Origin of the sequence: Streptomyces griseobrunneus (genome assembly GCF_046713465.1) — a bacterium.
GTDB lineage: Bacteria > Actinomycetota > Actinomycetes > Streptomycetales > Streptomycetaceae > Streptomyces > Streptomyces microflavus.
Map to the genome: position 1 here is coordinate 2,597,553 of NZ_CP177080.1, position 17,355 is coordinate 2,614,907.

Genomic DNA, 17,355 nt, shown 5'->3' on the forward strand with positions numbered 1-17,355 from the left:
GAGAAGAGCGGGCGGTACGGGGGTGCGCGGGCCCGGTGGGCGGCCGTCGGCGTACGACGGCCGGGAAAAGGGCGCACGAGGAGTGGGACGTGGTGCGGTGGGAGAGGGTGGGCCCTAGCGGCGGCCGGCTCCACCGGCGCCCGGCACCGGGAAGGCTCCCGTGGCGCGCCGGGTGATCTCGCCGTAGATCTCGGGGTCGGTGGTGTACTCGCCGAGCGCTACGGTTTTTCGGCTGCCGTGGTAGTCGCTGGAGCCGGTGGGCAGGAGCTCCAGCTCCCGGGCGAGGCCGCGCAGCCGGACCCGGGTGGGCCCGTCGTGGTCCATGTGGTCGATCTCGATGCCGTCGAGACCCGCTGCGGCGAGCGCGGCGATCGTGGGCTCGGGGACCACCTCACCGCGTTTCGAGGCGGCCGGGTGGGCGAAGACGGTGACTCCGCCGGCCGCCTTGACGAGCCGGACCGCCTCGAAGGGGTCGAACTCGCGCTTCTCGGCATAGGCCCGGCCGCCGTTGCCCAGCCAGTCGGGCGTGAAGGCGTCGGAGACGGTGGGTACGACCCCGAGTTCGACGAGGGCGGCGGCGACGTGCGGGCGGCCGACCGAGCCGTCCCCGGCGATGCGGGCGACCTGCTCCCAGGTGATGGGCACGTCGAGGGCGCGGAGCTTGCGGACCATCTCCTGGGCGCGGGGCGCCCGGTCGTCGCGGACGAGTTCCCGGGCGCGCTCCAGCTCGGCGTCGGCGGGGTCGAAGAGGTACGCCAGCATGTGCATGCCCACGCCGTCGACGCGGCAGGAGAGCTCGGCGCCGGTGACGAGGGTGAGCCCTTCGGGCAGCGCGTCGATGGCCTGTCTGTGGCCGCCGACGGTGTCGTGGTCGGTGAGCGCGACGACGTCCAGGCCCGCGGCGGCGGCGTTGGCGACCAGCTCGGCGGGGGTGTCCGTACCGTCCGATGCGGTGGAGTGGGTGTGCAGGTCGATACGCACGACGCTTTACTCCAGGGCTCGCGGGCGGACGGGGGACCGCTCAAGGATAACCGCCGCACACCCGGCCCCCGGCCGCGCTCACCCCCGGCCCGCACGGGCCACCCCCGGCCCGCGTGGGGCTGTCCCCGGCCCGCGCGGGCTGCCCCCGACCCTCGTGGACTACCGCCGGCCCGGCCCCTGTCGCGGCGGCGTCTCCGGGGCGGCGAGCAGGCGCGGGGTGAGCGCGCCGCACGGGACGAGGTCCACCTCTCCCCCTGCGTCGCGCAGATCGGTCAGCACCAGCTCGTCGTACATCAGCAGCCCCGACTGCTCGGGCCACAGGATCGCCCAGAGCCAGAGGCCGCGCGCCTCGCCCGCGAAGACCGCCCGGTCCTCCGGGGCGTTCCTGACGTGCCAGAGCGGGGTGGGGCGGCCGGCGGCGTGCACCTTGGCGTCGGGGGCGGAGTCGACGTTCAGGTGGTGGCCGGGGTCGGGGCCGTCGATTCCGGCGTACCGGGCGCCGAGTCCGACGCCGAGCTCCTCGGCGACCAGGAGCAGCTCACCCATGCCCCCCAGCGGTCCGGGACCCGAACAGGCGACCACGGTCGCGCGTCCGCCGCTGCGGTCGTCGCCCGCACCGGCCACGCCGGTGAAGAGCCAGCCCACGGGGAGCGGCCAGGGCATCCAGACGGGCACCTGCGAGCGGTGCACCACGACGCCGAGGGCCTCGACGCTCGGCGGGACGACCGGCTGCACGGGGTGCACCTGGCCGTGCACGGCGCACTGCCAGGCGTCGACGAAGAGGCCGGGCGCCCTGACCCGGCCACCGCACTTCGGGCAACTGGGTTCGCCCCTCATAGGGCCCAACCGTCCTCCCCGCCGGTCGCCCCGTCAAGGACGATCACCCGTCCGCAGCGTGGCCGCCACCCCGGAAAGTAGATGTAGTTTGCATTTATTAGATCGCCTAACTTATTCTGTGCATAACGCATCGATCCGGAGGAGAGAAGGAGTCGGCCTATGCAAGGAGCCACGCAAGGAGCCAGCCAAGGAGAGGACCCGTTCGACGAAGGGTCGACGGCGACCGGCATCCTGCACCAGCCCAAGGCCGTCTGGGCCACCGCGGGCGCCTCGGTGGTCGCCTTCATGGGGATCGGCCTGGTGGACCCGATCCTGCCGTCCATCGCCCAGGGGCTGGACGCCACACCCAGTCAGGTGTCGCTGCTGTTCACCTCGTACTTCCTGGTCACCGCCGTCGCGATGCTCGTCACCGGCTTCGTCTCCAGCCGCATCGGCGGCCGCAGGACCCTGCTCGCCGGCCTCGCGCTCGTCGTCGTCTTCGCCGCGCTCTCGGGCACCTCGTCCTCCGTCGCCGAACTGGTCGGCTTCCGGGCGGGCTGGGGCCTGGGCAACGCCCTCTTCGTCTCCACCGCGCTCGCGGTGATCGTCGGAGCGGCGGCGGGCGGCAGCTCCGCCGCGATCCTGCTGTACGAGTCGGCGCTCGGCCTCGGCATGGCGTGCGGGCCGCTGCTCGGCGCCCTGCTCGGGAACGCCAGCTGGCGCTATCCGTTCTTCGGCACGGCGGCGCTGATGGCGATCGGCTTCCTCTGCATCGCCGCGTTCCTCAAGGAGCAGCCGAAGCCCGCCCGCAAAACCTCACTGCTCGACCCGGTGAAGGCGCTCGGCCACGGCGGCCTGGCCTCGGTCGCGGCCTCGGCCTTCTTCTACAACTACGCGTTCTTCACGATCCTGGCCTTCACACCGTTCGTGCTGGACATGACCCCGTACAAGTCCGGCGCGGTCTTCTTCGCCTGGGGCCTGCTGCTCGCGGTCTTCTCCGTGCTCGTCGCCCCGCGTCTCCAGCGCCGCTTCGGCTCGCTCAAGGTGCTCGGGGCCTCGCTGGTGCTGCTCGCCGTCGACCTGCTGGTCCTCGGTTACGGCAGCCACGGCACGGCGATCGCCGCCACGATCGTCTCCGGTGCCTTCATCGGCATGAACAACACCGTCTTCACGGAGCTGGCACTCGGCGTCTCGGACGCGCCGCGCCCGGTGGCGAGCGCCGGGTACAACTTCGTCCGCTGGTTCGCCGCGGCGGCCGCCCCCTTCCTCGCCCCGAAGATCGAGGAGTGGAGCGACGTCCACATCCCGTTCGTGGTGGCCGCGCTCGCCGCCCTCGCCGGAGCGGCCGTCGTGGGCGTACGGCGGACGGCGCTGACCCACGAGGCCGAGGAGCTGGAGCCGGTCCACGCCTTGGAGGACGGTGTGACGGTCTTCGCCGACTGACCTTCGTACGGGCGGGTTCAGTCCAGCGGCACGGACGTGCGCAGCGGGTCGCGCAGGTCCGTACCGTGCGTGAGCCACCGCTCCTGGAGCTCCTGCGCCCCGCGCACCCGCTTCCAGGCGGCCTCGTTGTGGGTCATCGGCAGCAGCGGCAGGAAGCGGACCGGGTCCATCGGCTCGTCCAGCTCCAGGTCCTCCACGAGGCCCCCGGACTCCGCCACCAGCACCGAGGTGAAGGGCGCGCCCTTCCAGAGCGGATCGCCCAGGTCCAGCGAGGCCCCCGGCGCCACGATGAGCCCCTCGACCTGCGGGGAGGCGGCCAGCACGGCGAGGGGGCGCAGCACCTGGTCGGTGTCGGCGAGCCCCACCCGTACCGACAGGACCAGCTCGGCGCGGGGGCCTTTCACCGGGTCGGCGAGCGGTGAGGTGGGGTCGGCCATCGGCTGCCCGGACATGCCGAGCGTGGCGTAGCGCACCACATCGCCGTCGAGGAAGCGGAGCACCTCGATACGGTCCGTGCCGAGGAACGTCACATCGGCGCGGGCGTCCGGTTCCCCGAGGGCCGAGCGGAGCCGGGCTTCGACCAGAGCGAGAATTTCTGCCATCCGGCGAGCATAGAGTGCGCATGGAGTGGGCAAAGTAAGGGATTCGGCCTGGGTCGGCTGATAGCCTGGCCGCCGGTCGGGACAGCGCGCAGAAGCGTCGCTCTCTTTGTCCCGACGACACGTCGTCCCCCACGGGGGACCGGCCGGAGGAGGTGGGGACTGCTATGGATCCAAGTCGACCGTGCAGTACCGATCACTCTTCCGCGTACCGCCCCTCTTGCTGAACTCCCCGTTGAACTGACGACTCGCCGGCCATCCCCGATGGCCCGTGGACAGCCGTTCGCACCGCGGAAGAGCTCCAGGAATCCGCGGAAGAGTCTCTCGTTCTTTTGCCTGTCTGTTGCGAACGCCGTCATCGCGCCCGCGCGGTGGAGCCCGCTTTGCGGACGTGAGCGCACGTCCCCATTCCGGGCTGTTCCACGCCCTCGCCGACGGCCCTCCGTGAAGGAGCCAGCCATGTCGATGATCCGTGACCTGCGCGCCGCCGTGCGCCCGTCCCTGCGTCCATCTCTCCGTAAGAACAGCGCCCCCTACAGCGGGTACGACACCACCCGCGACCCCTCCGCCTCCAGCGCCGTCGTCGACTGCGCGGTCTACCGCGACGGCAGCCGCCTGGAGGGAACTTCGGCCCCGACCCCGCACGAGGCGATGCTTCAGGTGCGCGAGGAGGGCGGCTTCGCCTGGATCGGCCTGCACGAGCCGACGGAGGAGGAATTCGCGGGCATCGCCCGGGAGTTCGGACTCCACCCGCTCGCCGTGGAGGACGCCGTCCACGCCCACCAGCGGCCCAAGCTGGAGCGGTACGACGACACGCTGTTCACGGTCTTCAAGACGATCCACTACGTGGAGCACGCCGAGCTGACCGCGACCAGCGAGGTCGTGGAGACCGGCGAGGTGATGTGCTTCACCGGCCGGGACTTCGTCATCACCGTCCGGCACGGCGGGCAGGGCTCCCTGCGCGCCCTGCGCCACCGTCTCCAGGACGATCCGGAGCTCCTCGCCAAGGGCCCGTCCGCCGTGCTGCACGCCATCGCGGACCATGTCGTCGACGGGTACATCGCGGTGGCGGAGGCGGTGCAGGACGACATCGACGAGGTGGAGATCGATGTCTTCTCCACCCCCGCGAAGGGCGGCCGGCGCGGTTCGGACGCGGGGCGGATCTATCAGCTCAAGCGTGAGGTGCTGGAGTTCAAGCGAGCCGTCTCGCCGCTGCTGCGGCCCATGCAGCTGCTGAGCGAGCGGCCGATGCGGCTGATCGACCCGGACATCCAGAAGTACTTCCGGGACGTCGCCGACCACCTCGCCCGGGTCCAGGAGGAGGTTCTCGGCTTCGACGAGCTGCTGAACTCGATCCTCCAGGCCAATCTGGCGCAGGCGACCGTCACCCAGAACGAGGACATGCGCAAGATCACCTCCTGGGCGGCGATCATCGCCGTGCCCACGATGATCTGCGGGGTCTACGGCATGAACTTCGACTACATGCCGGAGCTGGAGTGGAGGTACGGCTATCCGCTGGTGCTGGGCGTCATCGGAGTGGTCTGTTTCTCCATCCACCGCATCCTGAAGCGCAACGGCTGGCTCTGAGCCGCACGGGGACGGGCGGGCACGGGGACGGGCGGGCGCGGACCGGCTGGGTAAGCTCCCGCCCATGACTGACGCTGCCGGTGCGCTGCTGGAGAGGGCCCTCGTCGAGGAGGCCACTAAGAAGTCCGGCCTCATCTGGGTCCGCTCCACCGGAGCCGCCCGGGCCGTGTGGCACGTCTGGCACGAGGGCGCGGCCCACCTCGTCGGGGACGGCCCCGGCGAGCAGCCGCTGCCCGCGGGGCTCACCGGAGGCGGCCGCGCCGAGGTCACCGTACGCAGCAAGGACAAGGGCGGCCGGATCGTCGCCTGGACGGCGGGGGTACGGGTGCTGGCGCCGCACTCCGAGGAGTGGGAGGCGGCCGTCGCCGAGCTGAAGGGCAAGCGGCTGAACGCGCCGGACGCCGAGGTGATGACGGAGCGCTGGGCGAAGGAGTGCACGGTGGTGCGCCTGACGCCCGCGGCGGTCAGCACGGACCTGCCGGACACCTCACTGGCCGCGGCCCCGCTGCCGACCGGGGCGACCACGCGGCAGCCCGCACCGGCCGCGCTGCCCCGGCTGCTGCTGAAGCGGCGCCGGGGGCGCTGAGGAGGCCGCTCAGCCGGAGGACTTGGGGAGCTTGCCGCCGTAGTCGACGGTGTCGTCGTCCTGCGGGGCCTCCAGCGGGACGGCGCGCCCCCAGTCGGCCAGGGTGACGGTGCCTCCGCCGCCGCCGCGGGCCACCCGTACCGGGTACGGCTTGCCCTCCAGGGAGACGTCGAGCGCCCCGCCCTCGCCCTTGCCGCCCAGGAGCTGGATGGTGCGGTGGCCGGTGACCGTGTCCCTGGCGCCCTTGTTCAGCGTGCCGTGCAACGTCAGCAGGCCGTCGAGCAGGACCTTCTTGTCGGTGAAGCCGCGCAGCTGGCGGTAGCTGGGGTCGTCCTGGGGAACCTTCACGTACTTGCCGCCCAGCTTCTCGGCGGCCTCCTGGTCGGAGGAGCCCGCCTTGCCACCCTCCTCGTGGATCCAGAAGTCGGCGTCGGCCTTGATGAAGAGCTCGTCCTCGACCCGCAGCAGCACGAAGCTCCGCTTCTTGGAGGAGACCGACCCCGTGCCGCCCCTGTCGCTGAGCTTCATGTTCAGCATGTAGGTGCCGCCCTTGCTCACCAGGGTGCCCGCCAGCCGTACGCCGTCGGCGCTGTCGGCCGCCGCCCTGGCCTTGTTGTCGATCTGCTCCGCCGAGAGTTTCCCGACGCCGTTGGTCCCCTTGTCCGGGTCCTCGCCCGCGCAGGCGGTGAGGGCCGCGACGAGCCCGCCGCAGAGCACGACTGCGAGGGCGGTCCGGCGATGATTCCGGACGGCCGGGGCAAAAGAGGTCACGGGCGTACTGCCTCTCAACTGCGATCGGGGGGCAGAGCGCAGCGTACCCGGGGTCCGCGCACCGCCCGGCAGCCAGCCGTACGGACGGGTCCGCCGGGGCGCTCCACCACGGCAACGGCTAGCCTGATCATGGCGTACGGCGGCACGGAGAAGGAGGCGGAGCATGGCGGCAGGAGCCCCTCGGGTCTTCGTCTCGCATCTCTCCGGGGTGCCGGTGTTCGACCCGAACGGGGACCAGGTCGGCCGGGTCCGCGATCTGGTGGCGATGTTGCGGGTCGGCGGACGGCCGCCGCGCATCCTGGGTCTTGTCGTCGAGGTGGTCAGCCGGCGGCGGATCTTCCTGCCGATGACCCGGGTGACGGGCGTCGAGTCGGGCCAGGTCATCACGACCGGCGTGGTCAACATGCGGCGCTTCGAGCAGCGGCCCACCGAACGGCTCGTCCTCGGCGAGTTCCTCGACCGCCGGGTGCGGCTGGTGGAGAGCGATGAGGAGGTCACCGTCCTGGACGTGGCGATCCAGCAGCTGCCGGCCCGCCGGGACTGGGAGATCGACAAGTACTTCGTCCGTAAGGGGCGCGGCGGGGCGCTGCGCCGCAAGGGCGAGACGTTGACGGTGGAGTGGTCGGCGGTCAGCGGCTTCTCGCTGGAGGAGCACGGGCAGGGCGCCGAGAACCTGGTCGCCACCTTCGAACGGCTGCGCCCCGCCGATGTCGCCAACGCCCTGCACCACCTCTCCCCCAAGCGCCGGGTCGAGGTGGCCTCCGCACTCGACGACGACCGGCTCGCCGACGTCCTGGAGGAGCTGCCCGAGGACGACCAGGTGGAGATCCTCGGCAAGCTCAAGGAGGAGCGGGCCGCCGACGTCCTGGAGGCGATGGACCCGGACGACGCGGCCGACCTGCTCTCGGAGCTGCCCGAGGAGGACAAGGAGCGGCTGCTGACCCTGATGCGGCCGGACGACGCCGCCGATGTGCGCCGCCTGATGGCGTACGAGGAGCGGACCGCGGGCGGTCTGATGACGACCGAGCCGATCGTGCTCCGCCCGGACGCCACGGTGGCCGACGCGCTCGCCCGGGTCCGGCAGGCCGACCTCTCCCCCGCGCTCGCCGCACAGGTGTACGTATGCCGCTCCCCCGACGAGACGCCGACCGGCAAGTACCTGGGCACCGTGCACTTCCAGCGGCTGCTGCGCGATCCGCCGTTCACCCTGGTCAGCTCGATCGTCGACAGCGACCTGGTGCCGCTGCCCCCGGACACCCCGCTGCCGACCGTGACCAGCTATCTGGCCGCGTACAACCTGGTCTCGGCGCCCGTCGTGGACGAGAGCGGCTCCCTGCTGGGTGCGGTGACCGTGGACGACGTCCTGGACCACCTGCTGCCCGAGGACTGGCGCGAGACCGACTTCCACGGCGAGGGGGGCATCCGCCATGGCCGAACGTGAGGAGCGGACGAAGACCGCCTCGACGGGCTCCTCCGGCCTGATGCGCCCGCCGCGCACCCGGCTCGACCAGCCGAAGTCGCCGCGGCGCAGGCTGCTGCCGGAGTACGACCCGGAGGCGTTCGGCCGGTTCTCCGAGCGGATCGCGCGGTTCCTGGGGACCGGGCGGTTCATCGTCTGGATGACGCTGATCATCATCGTCTGGGTGCTGTGGAACATCTACGCGCCCAAGGATCTGCGGTGGGACGAGTACCCGTTCATCTTCCTGACCCTGATGCTCTCGCTCCAGGCCTCGTACGCGGCCCCGCTGATCCTGCTGGCCCAGAACCGGCAGGACGACCGGGACCGGGTCACCCACGAGCAGGACCGCAAGCAGAACGAGCGCTCCATCGCCGACACCGAGTACCTCAGCCGGGAGATCGCGGCGCTGCGGATGGGCCTCGGCGAGGTCGCCACCCGGGACTGGATCCGCTCGGAGCTCCAGGACATGGTGAGGGACATGGAGGACCGGCAGATCCTCCTCACGTCCGAGAGTGACGAAGGCGACCGCTGACGCGCTACCCGCCCGTAGGGCCGCGCGCCGTAACATCGTCGGTATGGCTACGGAAGACGCGGTGCGTGAAGCACTGGCGACAGTGAACGACCCGGAGATCCACCGCCCGATCACCGAGCTGGGCATGGTGAAATCGGTCGAGATCGATCCTGACGGTGTAGTCGCTGTCACGGTGTATCTCACGGTCTCCGGCTGCCCGATGCGCGACACGATCACCAGGAACGTGACGGAGGCGGTATCCCGCGTCGAGGGCGTCTCCCGCGTGGAGGTCACCCTCGATGTCATGAGCGACGAGCAGCGCAAGGAGCTGGCGAGCTCGTTGCGCGGCGGGACCGCCGAGCGGGAGGTGCCCTTCGCCAAGCCCGGCTCGCTGACCCGGGTGTACGCGGTCGCCTCCGGCAAGGGCGGCGTCGGGAAGTCCTCGGTGACGGTGAACCTCGCGGCGGCGATGGCGGCCGACGGGCTGAAGGTGGGCGTCGTGGACGCGGACATCTACGGGCACAGCGTGCCCCGGATGCTCGGCGCGGACGGCAAGCCCACCCAGGTCGAGAACATGATCATGCCGCCGTCCGCACACGGCGTGAAGGTCATCTCCATCGGCATGTTCACCCCGGGCAACGCGCCCGTGGTGTGGCGCGGCCCGATGCTGCACCGGGCGCTCCAGCAGTTCCTCGCCGATGTGTACTGGGGCGACCTGGACGTCCTGCTGCTCGACCTGCCGCCGGGCACCGGTGACATCGCGATCTCCGTGGCGCAGCTCGTGCCGAACGCGGAGATCCTGGTCGTCACGACCCCGCAGCAGGCGGCGGCCGAGGTGGCCGAGCGGGCCGGTTCCATCGCCGTGCAGACCCACCAGAAGATCGTCGGCGTCGTGGAGAACATGTCGGGCATGCCGTGCCCGCACTGCGACGAGATGGTCGACGTCTTCGGCTCGGGCGGCGGCGCCCGGGTCGCGGAGGGGCTGACGCGGACGGTCGGCGCGGAGGTGCCGGTGCTCGGCTCGATCCCGATCGACCTGCGGCTGCGCGAGGGCGGCGACGAGGGCAAGCCGGTGGTCCTGTCCGACCCGGACTCCCCGGCCGGCAAGGCGCTGCGTGCGATCGCGGAGAAGCTGGGGGGCCGCCGGCGGGGCCTGTCGGGCATGTCGCTGGGGATCACCCCGCGCAACAAGTTCTGAGCTCCGCCGACGCTTTTTCGTCCTCGATCGCCGGACGGGCTGGTTCTGCCAGCCCGTCCGGACGAGTCGGGCCTACTCGTAGGCCGCGATGTCCTTGATCACCGCGAACCCCAGACCGTACGCGCTCATACCCCGCCCGTACGCGCCGATGTGCACGCCCTCGTGCGCCGACCCGGCCAGCACCCAGCCGAACTCGGACTCCCGGTAGTGGAACTCCACCGGAACCCCGTCCACCGGCAGGGAGAGCGTCGACCAGGGCGCGGAGCCGAGGTCGTCGGCGAGGGTGAACGCCGTCTCGGTCTGCTGGTCCAGCCAGTCGTCGCGCAGGGCGTGGTCCATCTGCGGCGGCCACGTGTACGCCAGCAGGCCCGAGCCGGCCAGCCAGGCCGCCGAGGAGACCGTGGTGGCGTCCAGCACCCCCGTACCGTCACCGCTGCGTCTCACGGGGCTGGCGGCGACCGTGATGACGGCCGCGAAGCGTTCCTTCTCGGCCGCGGCCCCGTCCGTCTTCACCGAGGGCTCGTCGCCGTGACCGGTGGAGCCGTGCTGCACCGTGCCGTCCGCCGCCGTGCCGACCTGCATCAGCCAGCGCGGGCCGGTGAAGGCCTCGTCCAGCCCGTACCAGGGGAAGGGGGCTTCCAGGTAGCCGTCGACGGTACGCCGCCGGGCCGCCGGCACCTCCTCCGCCGTGACCGTGCCAGGGGCACCGTCCGTATCCACCCGACTCGTCGTCTCCATCTGAGCGGCCGCCTCCTCGATCAGTTCCGATCCGGAGCGGCCCGCCCCCCGCGGGCGTGGGCGTCCTCGCAACCGGACAGATGGAGAATAGCCATACCGTCCGGACGAGTCGGGATCGACTGGCGTCAGGTGGCGTCCGCGTCGAACGGCGGCCGCTCGCTCTGCGCCTGCTGCGGAGCCTTCTTCAGCAGGTCAGGGGTGGTGTCGCCGGTCTTGGTGAGGCTGGGCGAGGTGCCGGTGCCCGACGCGCCCGCAGAGCCGTTCGCCGCACTGTTGGCGGAATCCGGTGCCGGCGTGCGGCCGTTGACCGCGTCGGTGACGTCGGAGATCTCCTTGCGCAGGTCGAAGCTCTCGCGGATCTCCTTCAGCCCCAGGTCGTCGTTGCCGTCCATGAGCTGCTTGCGGACGAACGTCTTGGGGTTGAGGTCCTCGAACTCGAAGTCCTTGAACTGCGGGCCCAGCTCGGAGCGGATGTCGTCCTTGGCGCTGTCCGAGAACTCACGGATCTTGCGGATGGTGCGCGTGACGTCCTGGATGAGCTTGGGCAGCTTGTCGGGGCCGAAGACGAGCACGGCCAGCACCCCGAGCGTCAGCAGCTCCAGTGCGCCTATGTCATTGAACACCTAGCTGCTCCTCGTGTTCTCCGCCTGATCCCGACTTCTGCGTCTGGTCCCGGCCAGGTGGGACGAGTGCCCGGACCGTTCAACGGTACCTGGCCAACCTGTCCGGGCGGTACCTTGCCGTGTCGCTCATGTGCCGCTCGCCGAGCCGAGCGTCAACGTGACGGACAGCTCCTTGCCACCACGGGTCAGCCGCAGCTCCAGCCGGTCGCCCGGCCGGTGGGCGCGGATCTTCACGATCAGCTCCTCCCCGCTGTGCACCCGCTGGCCCTGGACCTCGGTGATCACGTCGCCGGATCTGATGCCCGCCTTGGCCGCGGGACCGTCCTTGGTGACCGCGGGGCCGTCGTCGGGGCCCTTCGTGCCGACCTTGGCCCCGTCGCCGGTGTACTTCATGTCCAGCGTGACGCCGATCACCGGGTGGGTCGCCCGGCCGGTGCTGATCAGCTCCTCGGCGACCCTCTTGCCCTGGTTGATCGGTATCGCGAAGCCGAGGCCGATGGAGCCGGACTGGCCGCCGCGCTCGGTCCCCTTGCCGCTGTCGGCGGCGCGGATGGCGCTGTTGATGCCGATGACATGGGCCTGGGTGTCGACCAGCGGGCCGCCGGAGTTGCCGGGGTTGATCGGGGCGTCGGTCTGGAGGGCGTCGACATAGCTGATGTCGCTGCCGTCGCCCTTCTCGCCGCCCGCGGTGATCGGCCGCTGCTTGGCGCTGATGATGCCGGAGGTGACCGTGTTGGACAGGTCGAAGGGGGCGCCGATGGCCACCACCGGGTCGCCCACCTGGACGTTGTCGGAGTTGCCCAGCGGCAGGGGCTTGAGGCCCGAGACGCCCTTGACCCTGACGACGGCGAGGTCGTAACCGCTGTCCTTGCCGACAAGTTCGGCGGCGGCCGTCTCACCGCTGCTGAACGTCACGGTGATGTCCCCGCTGGATCCTGCCGGGGCGACGACGTGGTTGTTGGTGAGGATGTGGCCCCGGGCGTCGAGGACGAAGCCGGTGCCGGTGCCGGACTCGGCGGTGCCGCTGACGTGCAGGGTGACGACGCTGGGCAGGGCGCTGGCGGCGATGCCCGCGACGCTCTCGGGCGCCCGGTCGCCGTTGTCGTGACTCGCCTGGGGCAGCTCGACGGTGGTCAGACCGCCGGTGCGCTCGATGTACGCGCCGACCCCGCCGCCGATACCGCTGGCGACCAAGGTCAGCAGCAGCACTCCGGCGAAGGCCCCGCCCCGGCGGTTCTTCCGGCTCCCCGGCTCGGTGCCGGCCGGTGGTCCCGCCTGGGTCAGCGGCTGCCCCGGCGCATCCCACGGGTCGTACTGGACCCACTGCGAGGACGGGGGCCGCTGCTCCCCCGGTCCCGCCGGGGGGACACCGGCCCCGTGCGTCGTCGCGAACGGCGGCCGCTCCGGAGCGCCCTGCGGCGGTACGGGGGCGGGGTGCGGGGGCTGCGGCGATGGCTGCGGCGGTACGGGGGTGGCCTGGGGCTCCACCGGGGAGGGCTGCGGTGGCAGGGGTGCGGCCTGGGGCGGTACGGGGGTGCCGTGGGCCGGGGTCGGCCGCTGGACCGGTGGCGCGGGCGCCCACGGTCCGGGGCCGCCGTACGGCGGGGTGCTGTACTCGTCGGGCTCGTGCAGGGGCGGCCCGGACGGGAGGGACGGCTGCGCCTCTCGGCCTTCCGGCTCCTGGGTTCCCGGCTCCCGGCCTTCCGGCGCCTGGTTCTCCGGCGCCTGAGTTTCAGGTGCCTGGCTCTCCGGCGCCCGGTTTTCCGGCTCCTGGTTCTCCGGCCCGGAGCGGCTCGGCCGCCCCTCGGCGGGGCGGCTCCACCACTTCGCCTGCGGCCCGGTGGGCTTCCCGTCGTCCATGCTCTCCCCGCAACTGGCCTCTGCACGCCCCACAGAGGCGTCCCTCCCCGGAATTCAACCAGGTTTGCGAATCCCCGCGCAGGGTCCCGTCCCGGTTCGGCCGGCGTTCGGCCGGGACCCGGTCAGCGCCGGGGCGGGAGCGGGCTCGCCAGGTCGTTGGTCGGCGTCGGCCGGCCCGGGTCCGAGGAGGCCGGTGGCGTGAGCGCCTTCGCCGTCGAACCGCCGCCCAGCACCGTCGCGAGCAGCGGGGTGGAACCGCCGGTCGGACGTATCAGCGGCGGCACGGACACGTTCAGCACGGGGAACGTGAAGGGGTGTCCGCCCAGGGGGGAGCTGGAGAAGAGCGGCGGGGCCGTCGTCTGCGCCCGGGGCGACAGGGGCGGCTTCACCCCCGGGGCGACAGCTGCCGGTGGGGCGGAGAGCAGGGGCGAGGGCCGGTGCCCGCCGGTCGACGACACATCGGCCGCCGACCGGTTGACGGCCAGGCGGTCGCCGCCCACCGACTGGGCGCCGCCGCGGCGGCTGACCGCCTCGGTGGATCCCCCGGCGCGGGTCTCGGCGTCGAGCGGGGTCACGCTGTTCCCGCTGCCCTCGGCGCGCAGGAGGGGGTCGGGGCCGGAGTCCAGCGGCAGGGTGCCGCCGAGCGCGATGGCCGCCAGGGAGACCGCACCGGCCGCGGCGAAGGCGAAACGCCGCCCGCGCCACGGCGAACGCTCGGCGTCCCGGGCCACTTCGTGGAAACGGAAGGCGGCCCCGGAGCCGCCGGGCAGGACGGTGGTGGAGCCGTGGGCCGCGGGGAGATAGCCGAAGTCGTCCAGCGGGGAGGAGGGTGCGGCGGGGTCGCGGCGGGTGGAGCCGGAGGACCGCAGCGGGGGGAAGAACTCGTCGGCGAACGGCCCGCCGGAGCCGAACGGCCTGCCTCCACCGGTGCCGTCGCCGCCAGGACCCCCGGGAAGGCCCTGCAGGCGGGCCAGGAACCCCTCGGAGGGCGAGGGTGCGGCGGACATCGCGAAGGCGCTCTTGAGGCGCCGCTGGGCGTCGGCCTCGACCTTGCACCTGGCGCAGGTGGCCAGATGGGCGAGGACCCGCTCACGGGCGTCGTGGTTGAGCTCGCCGTCGACCAGCGCGGCGAGCCGGTCCCCCAGATGCGCTTCGGCCGGGGTGGGACCGGTGGGACCTGTGCCGCTCACGCCGTTCCGCCCTCCCCTGCCAGGACCGCGTCCGCCAGGGAGCGCTGCTCGGCGCGGGCTTCGGGCGAACGGTGCTTGAGCGCCTTGCGCAGGTGCGAGCGGCCGCGGTGGATGCGGCTGCGCACGGTGCCGAGCTTCACGCCGAGGGTCGCGGCGATCTCCTCGTAGCTGAGGCCCTCGATGTCGCAGAGGACCACGGCCGCACGGAATTCGGGCGCGAGGGTGTCCAGCGCCTGCTGCACGTCGGCGTCGAAGTGGGTGTCGTTGAAGACCTGCTGCGGGGACGGCTCCCGGCTGGGCAGCCGCTCGGCCGCGTCGTCGCCGAGCGAGTCGAAGCGGATCCGCTGCTTGCGCCGGACCATGTCCAGGAAGAGATTGGTGGTGATGCGGTGCAGCCAGCCCTCGAACGTGCCGGGCGTGTACGTCGACAGCGAGCGGAAGACTCTGACGAAGACTTCCTGGGTGAGGTCCTCGGCGTCGTGCTGGTTACCCGTCAGCCGGTAGGCAAGGCGGTACACGCGACCGCTGTGCGTGCTGACGATCTCTTCCCATGAGGGCGGGGTCCACGCCTGATCCGCATCGGAGGCGAAGGTCGCGGTCGGTGCGGAGTCTTCGGAAGAACGGTCAGCAATGTTGGTCACGGATTTCGGCTCACCGGCCGACCTGAGAAGGCGCCGCAGCACCCCTCCCCGATCCACAGGCGCAGCCGCACCTCCCCTATCGGCTCTGGTGGTGTCCAGTGGAGCCCCTACCATAGCCACCTCGCCCGTTAGCTCCGGATAAGCCTTTTCCCTGCTGGGGCCGGGCGCCGCCCGGGACTTCCTCGCAGCTCACCGGTCCGATCCGCGGGCCGGGGCGCTGCGCTTTCCCCACTCCTTGCACAACGCCCGGTCCCATCTGCGGGTTCCCGGGTCCAGCGGATACAGTCACCGTTGCGCCAACTACGGGGACAGGAGAGGGTCATTACCGCCAACCGGCAGACGAGCTGGGGCCTCGCCGACGCCTTTGTCGCCGAGGACGAAGCTCTGCACCGGGCCCGGGAACGGGCCCGCGAGCTGGGGCTGCGCTCGGTGTCACCGGGCACCGGCGCCGCGCTGCGCCTGCTGGCCGGGGCCGCGGATGCCAAGGCTGTGGCGGAGATCGGCACGGGCACGGGCGTGTCCGGCATCTATCTGCTGCACGGGATGCGGCCGGACGGCGTGCTGACGACGGTCGACCCGGAACCCGAGCGCCAGCAGTTCGCCAGGGAGGCGTTCCGCGAGGCGGGCTTCGCCTCCAACCGGGCCCGCTTCATCCCCGGCCGCGCGCTGGACGTCCTGCCCCGGCTCGCGGACGGCGGATACGACCTCGTCTTCTGCGACGGCGACCGGCTGGAGAGCCTCGACTGCCTCGCTGAATCGTTGCGCCTGCTGCGCCCGGGCGGCCTGGTCTGCTTCGAGGGCGTCTTCGCGGACGGCCGCACGGTCGACTCCGCCGCCCAGCCGGCCGAGGTGCTGCGGCTGCGGGAGCTGCTGCGCGCGGTGCGCGAGAGCCAGGAGCTGATGCCGACCCTGCTGCCGGTCGGCGACGGGCTGCTCTGCGCGGTCCGGCGCTCCCGGACCCCGTAGAGCCCGAAGAGCCTGGAGACGCACCACTGCCCGGTACGGGATCCGTACCGGGCAGTGGTGCAGGTGATGGGCGTTCCGCGTCAGCCGACGACCTTCTTCAGCGCGTCGCCGAGGGCATCGGCCTCGTCCGGAGTCAGCTCGACAACAAGCCGACCGCCGCCTTCGAGCGGAACGCGCATGACGATGCCCCGCCCCTCCTTTGTCACCTCGAGCGGGCCGTCGCCCGTCCGCGGCTTCATGGCCGCCATGCTCGTTCCCCTTCCTGAAACCAGCTCATCGCAACCGGCGGCCCCATGACAGGCGCTGCCTCACCGGCATCGAACACATTGCTTCTTCACCATTATCCCGCATCAACGACCCCGATGACCAACATCGCTCTGCATCGCTTGCGCAACGCGCTCTCTCAAAACCACCCAATTCGGCGATCCGGCTGCGATACTGCGCCGCCCTGGACCCCCAGGTGAGAGCCAATTGTTAGACGCAGGTCACATCTACACCCCGCCCCGCGTCGGCCATGCTTGCCTCCAGTGGCAACGATGCCCGAGCAGTGAGGGGATGGACCGCAATGGCCGACGAGCCGGCGAACACCGTGCTGTACGACGTGAGCGAGGGTCTCGCGACGATCACGATCAACCGACCCGACGCGATGAACGCCATGAACACCGCGGCGAAGGTCGCGCTCCGGGACTCCCTGCGGGACGCGGCCGCGGACCCGGCGGTACGGGCGGTTCTGCTCACGGCCACCGGGCGCGCCTTCTGCGTCGGCCAGGACCTCAAGGAGCACGTCGCCACGCTGGCGGCGACCCGTGAGTCGGGCGGCGGGAACGCGCTGAGCACCGTGCGGGAGCACTACAACCCGATCGTGCGGGCGATCACCGAGATGGCCAAGCCGGTGGTCGCCGGGGTGAACGGCGTCGCGGCCGGGGCCGGGTTCGGTTTCGCCCTGGCGGCCGACTACCGGGTGGTCTCCGACACGGCCTCCTTCAACACCTCCTTCGCGGGTGTCGCACTCACCGCGGACTCGGGCGTGTCCTGGACGCTGCCGCGGCTGATCGGCCCGAGCCGCGCCGCCGATCTGCTGTTCTTCCCGCGCTCGATCTCCGCGCAGGACGCACTGGAGCTGGGCCTCGTCAACCGCGTGGTCCCGGCGGCCGAGCTGGCCGAGCAGGCCGCCGCGGTGGCCCGCACCCTGGCGGACGGCCCCACGGTGGCGTACGCGGCGCTGAAGGAGTCGATGGCGTACGGCGCCGGGCACACGCTCGCTCAGGCCCTGGAGAAGGAGGACGAACTCCAGACCCGGGCGGGCGCGTCGCAGGACCACGTCATCGCGGTGGAGGCGTTCCTCGCGAAGGAGAAGCCCGTCTACCTGGGGAAGTAGCCGGTCAC

18 protein-coding genes are annotated in these 17,355 nt (G+C 71.8%); 8 read left to right on the forward strand and 10 right to left on the reverse strand.

Going from position 1 to position 17,355, the window contains the following annotated elements; all coding sequences use genetic code 11:
- Positions 1-114: 114 nt before the first annotated feature.
- On the reverse strand, positions 115-981 hold the full coding sequence (locus ACK8N7_RS11345) for a PHP domain-containing protein (RefSeq protein WP_403209496.1): 867 nt from the start codon (positions 979-981) through the stop codon (positions 115-117).
- 159 nt (positions 982-1,140) lie between these two features.
- Complete coding sequence (locus ACK8N7_RS11350) at positions 1,141-1,818, reverse strand: DUF6758 family protein (RefSeq protein WP_403209494.1); 678 nt, start codon at positions 1,816-1,818, stop codon at positions 1,141-1,143.
- Positions 1,819-1,977: 159 nt separating this feature from the next.
- Here ACK8N7_RS11350 and ACK8N7_RS11355 point away from each other — a divergent pair, with 159 nt between their 5' ends.
- Positions 1,978-3,240 (forward strand): MFS transporter, encoded by a 1,263-nt coding sequence (locus ACK8N7_RS11355; RefSeq protein ID WP_403209492.1) that lies wholly within the window; start codon positions 1,978-1,980, stop codon positions 3,238-3,240.
- A 17-nt stretch (positions 3,241-3,257) separates the two neighbouring features.
- Here the strand turns inward: ACK8N7_RS11355 and ACK8N7_RS11360 are convergent, their stop codons facing one another.
- Positions 3,258-3,842, reverse strand: coding sequence for a suppressor of fused domain protein (locus ACK8N7_RS11360; RefSeq protein ID WP_403209490.1), 585 nt, complete (start codon positions 3,840-3,842; stop codon positions 3,258-3,260).
- A gap of 456 nt (positions 3,843-4,298) precedes the next feature.
- Here ACK8N7_RS11360 and ACK8N7_RS11365 point away from each other — a divergent pair, with 456 nt between their 5' ends.
- Entirely contained in the window at positions 4,299-5,426 is a 1,128-nt protein-coding gene (locus ACK8N7_RS11365; RefSeq protein ID WP_403209488.1) for a magnesium and cobalt transport protein CorA, read from the forward strand.
- Positions 5,427-5,490: 64 nt separating this feature from the next.
- A complete protein-coding gene (locus ACK8N7_RS11370) occupies positions 5,491-6,012 on the forward strand; it encodes a hypothetical protein (protein ID WP_403209486.1) in 522 nt (173 codons plus the stop codon).
- A 9-nt stretch (positions 6,013-6,021) separates the two neighbouring features.
- Here the strand turns inward: ACK8N7_RS11370 and ACK8N7_RS11375 are convergent, their stop codons facing one another.
- Positions 6,022-6,783, reverse strand: a complete 762-nt coding sequence (locus tag ACK8N7_RS11375) for a hypothetical protein (protein ID WP_403209484.1) — start codon at positions 6,781-6,783, stop codon at positions 6,022-6,024.
- A gap of 163 nt (positions 6,784-6,946) precedes the next feature.
- Between ACK8N7_RS11375 and ACK8N7_RS11380 the strand changes: the two genes are divergently transcribed.
- Genes ACK8N7_RS11380 through ACK8N7_RS11390 form a run of 3 tightly spaced genes read left to right on the forward strand, consistent with a single transcriptional unit; the run spans position 6,947 to position 9,951 of the window.
- Entirely contained in the window at positions 6,947-8,224 is a 1,278-nt protein-coding gene (locus ACK8N7_RS11380) for a magnesium transporter MgtE N-terminal domain-containing protein (RefSeq protein ID WP_403209482.1), read from the forward strand.
- Entirely contained in the window at positions 8,211-8,774 is a 564-nt protein-coding gene (locus ACK8N7_RS11385; protein ID WP_403209480.1) for a DUF1003 domain-containing protein, read from the forward strand. The genes ACK8N7_RS11380 and ACK8N7_RS11385 overlap by 14 nt, the downstream gene beginning before the upstream one ends.
- A 43-nt stretch (positions 8,775-8,817) precedes the next feature.
- Positions 8,818-9,951, forward strand: a complete 1,134-nt coding sequence (locus tag ACK8N7_RS11390; RefSeq protein ID WP_403209478.1) for an Mrp/NBP35 family ATP-binding protein — start codon at positions 8,818-8,820, stop codon at positions 9,949-9,951.
- Between the two features lie 72 nt (positions 9,952-10,023).
- On the opposite strand, the gene ACK8N7_RS11395 is transcribed toward ACK8N7_RS11390, so the two are convergent.
- The 5 genes from ACK8N7_RS11395 to sigE all read right to left on the reverse strand — a co-directional run bounded on the left by ACK8N7_RS11395 (position 10,024) and on the right by sigE (position 15,117).
- The gene (locus ACK8N7_RS11395; RefSeq protein WP_403209476.1) at positions 10,024-10,689 is read right to left on the reverse strand and encodes a hypothetical protein; all 666 of its coding nucleotides are present in this window, start codon (positions 10,687-10,689) and stop codon (positions 10,024-10,026) included.
- Between the two features lie 125 nt (positions 10,690-10,814).
- Positions 10,815-11,312 carry a sec-independent translocase gene (locus ACK8N7_RS11400; protein ID WP_015611172.1) on the reverse strand — a complete coding sequence of 166 codons (498 nt, stop codon included), beginning with the start codon at positions 11,310-11,312 and terminating at the stop codon, positions 10,815-10,817.
- Between the two features lie 126 nt (positions 11,313-11,438).
- Positions 11,439-13,172, reverse strand: a complete 1,734-nt coding sequence (locus tag ACK8N7_RS11405) for a S1C family serine protease (RefSeq protein ID WP_500442115.1) — start codon at positions 13,170-13,172, stop codon at positions 11,439-11,441.
- A gap of 122 nt (positions 13,173-13,294) precedes the next feature.
- Positions 13,295-14,362, reverse strand: coding sequence for an anti-sigma factor family protein (locus ACK8N7_RS11410; RefSeq protein WP_403209470.1), 1,068 nt, complete (start codon positions 14,360-14,362; stop codon positions 13,295-13,297).
- Positions 14,359-15,117 carry an RNA polymerase sigma factor SigE gene (gene sigE / locus ACK8N7_RS11415; protein ID WP_380961552.1) on the reverse strand — a complete coding sequence of 253 codons (759 nt, stop codon included), beginning with the start codon at positions 15,115-15,117 and terminating at the stop codon, positions 14,359-14,361. The genes ACK8N7_RS11410 and sigE overlap by 4 nt, the downstream gene beginning before the upstream one ends.
- A 177-nt stretch (positions 15,118-15,294) precedes the next feature.
- Between sigE and ACK8N7_RS11420 the strand changes: the two genes are divergently transcribed.
- Positions 15,295-15,969 carry an O-methyltransferase gene (locus ACK8N7_RS11420; protein ID WP_403209468.1) on the forward strand — a complete coding sequence of 225 codons (675 nt, stop codon included), beginning with the start codon at positions 15,295-15,297 and terminating at the stop codon, positions 15,967-15,969.
- A gap of 80 nt (positions 15,970-16,049) precedes the next feature.
- Here ACK8N7_RS11420 and ACK8N7_RS11425 read toward each other — a convergent pair whose 3' ends face one another.
- The gene (locus tag ACK8N7_RS11425) at positions 16,050-16,217 is read right to left on the reverse strand and encodes a DUF3117 domain-containing protein (RefSeq protein WP_003966491.1); all 168 of its coding nucleotides are present in this window, start codon (positions 16,215-16,217) and stop codon (positions 16,050-16,052) included.
- Between the two features lie 317 nt (positions 16,218-16,534).
- On the opposite strand from ACK8N7_RS11425, the gene chcB reads away from it, so the two are divergent.
- Entirely contained in the window at positions 16,535-17,347 is an 813-nt protein-coding gene (chcB, locus tag ACK8N7_RS11430; RefSeq protein WP_403209466.1) for a 2-cyclohexenylcarbonyl CoA isomerase, read from the forward strand.
- Positions 17,348-17,355 lie beyond the last annotated feature (8 nt).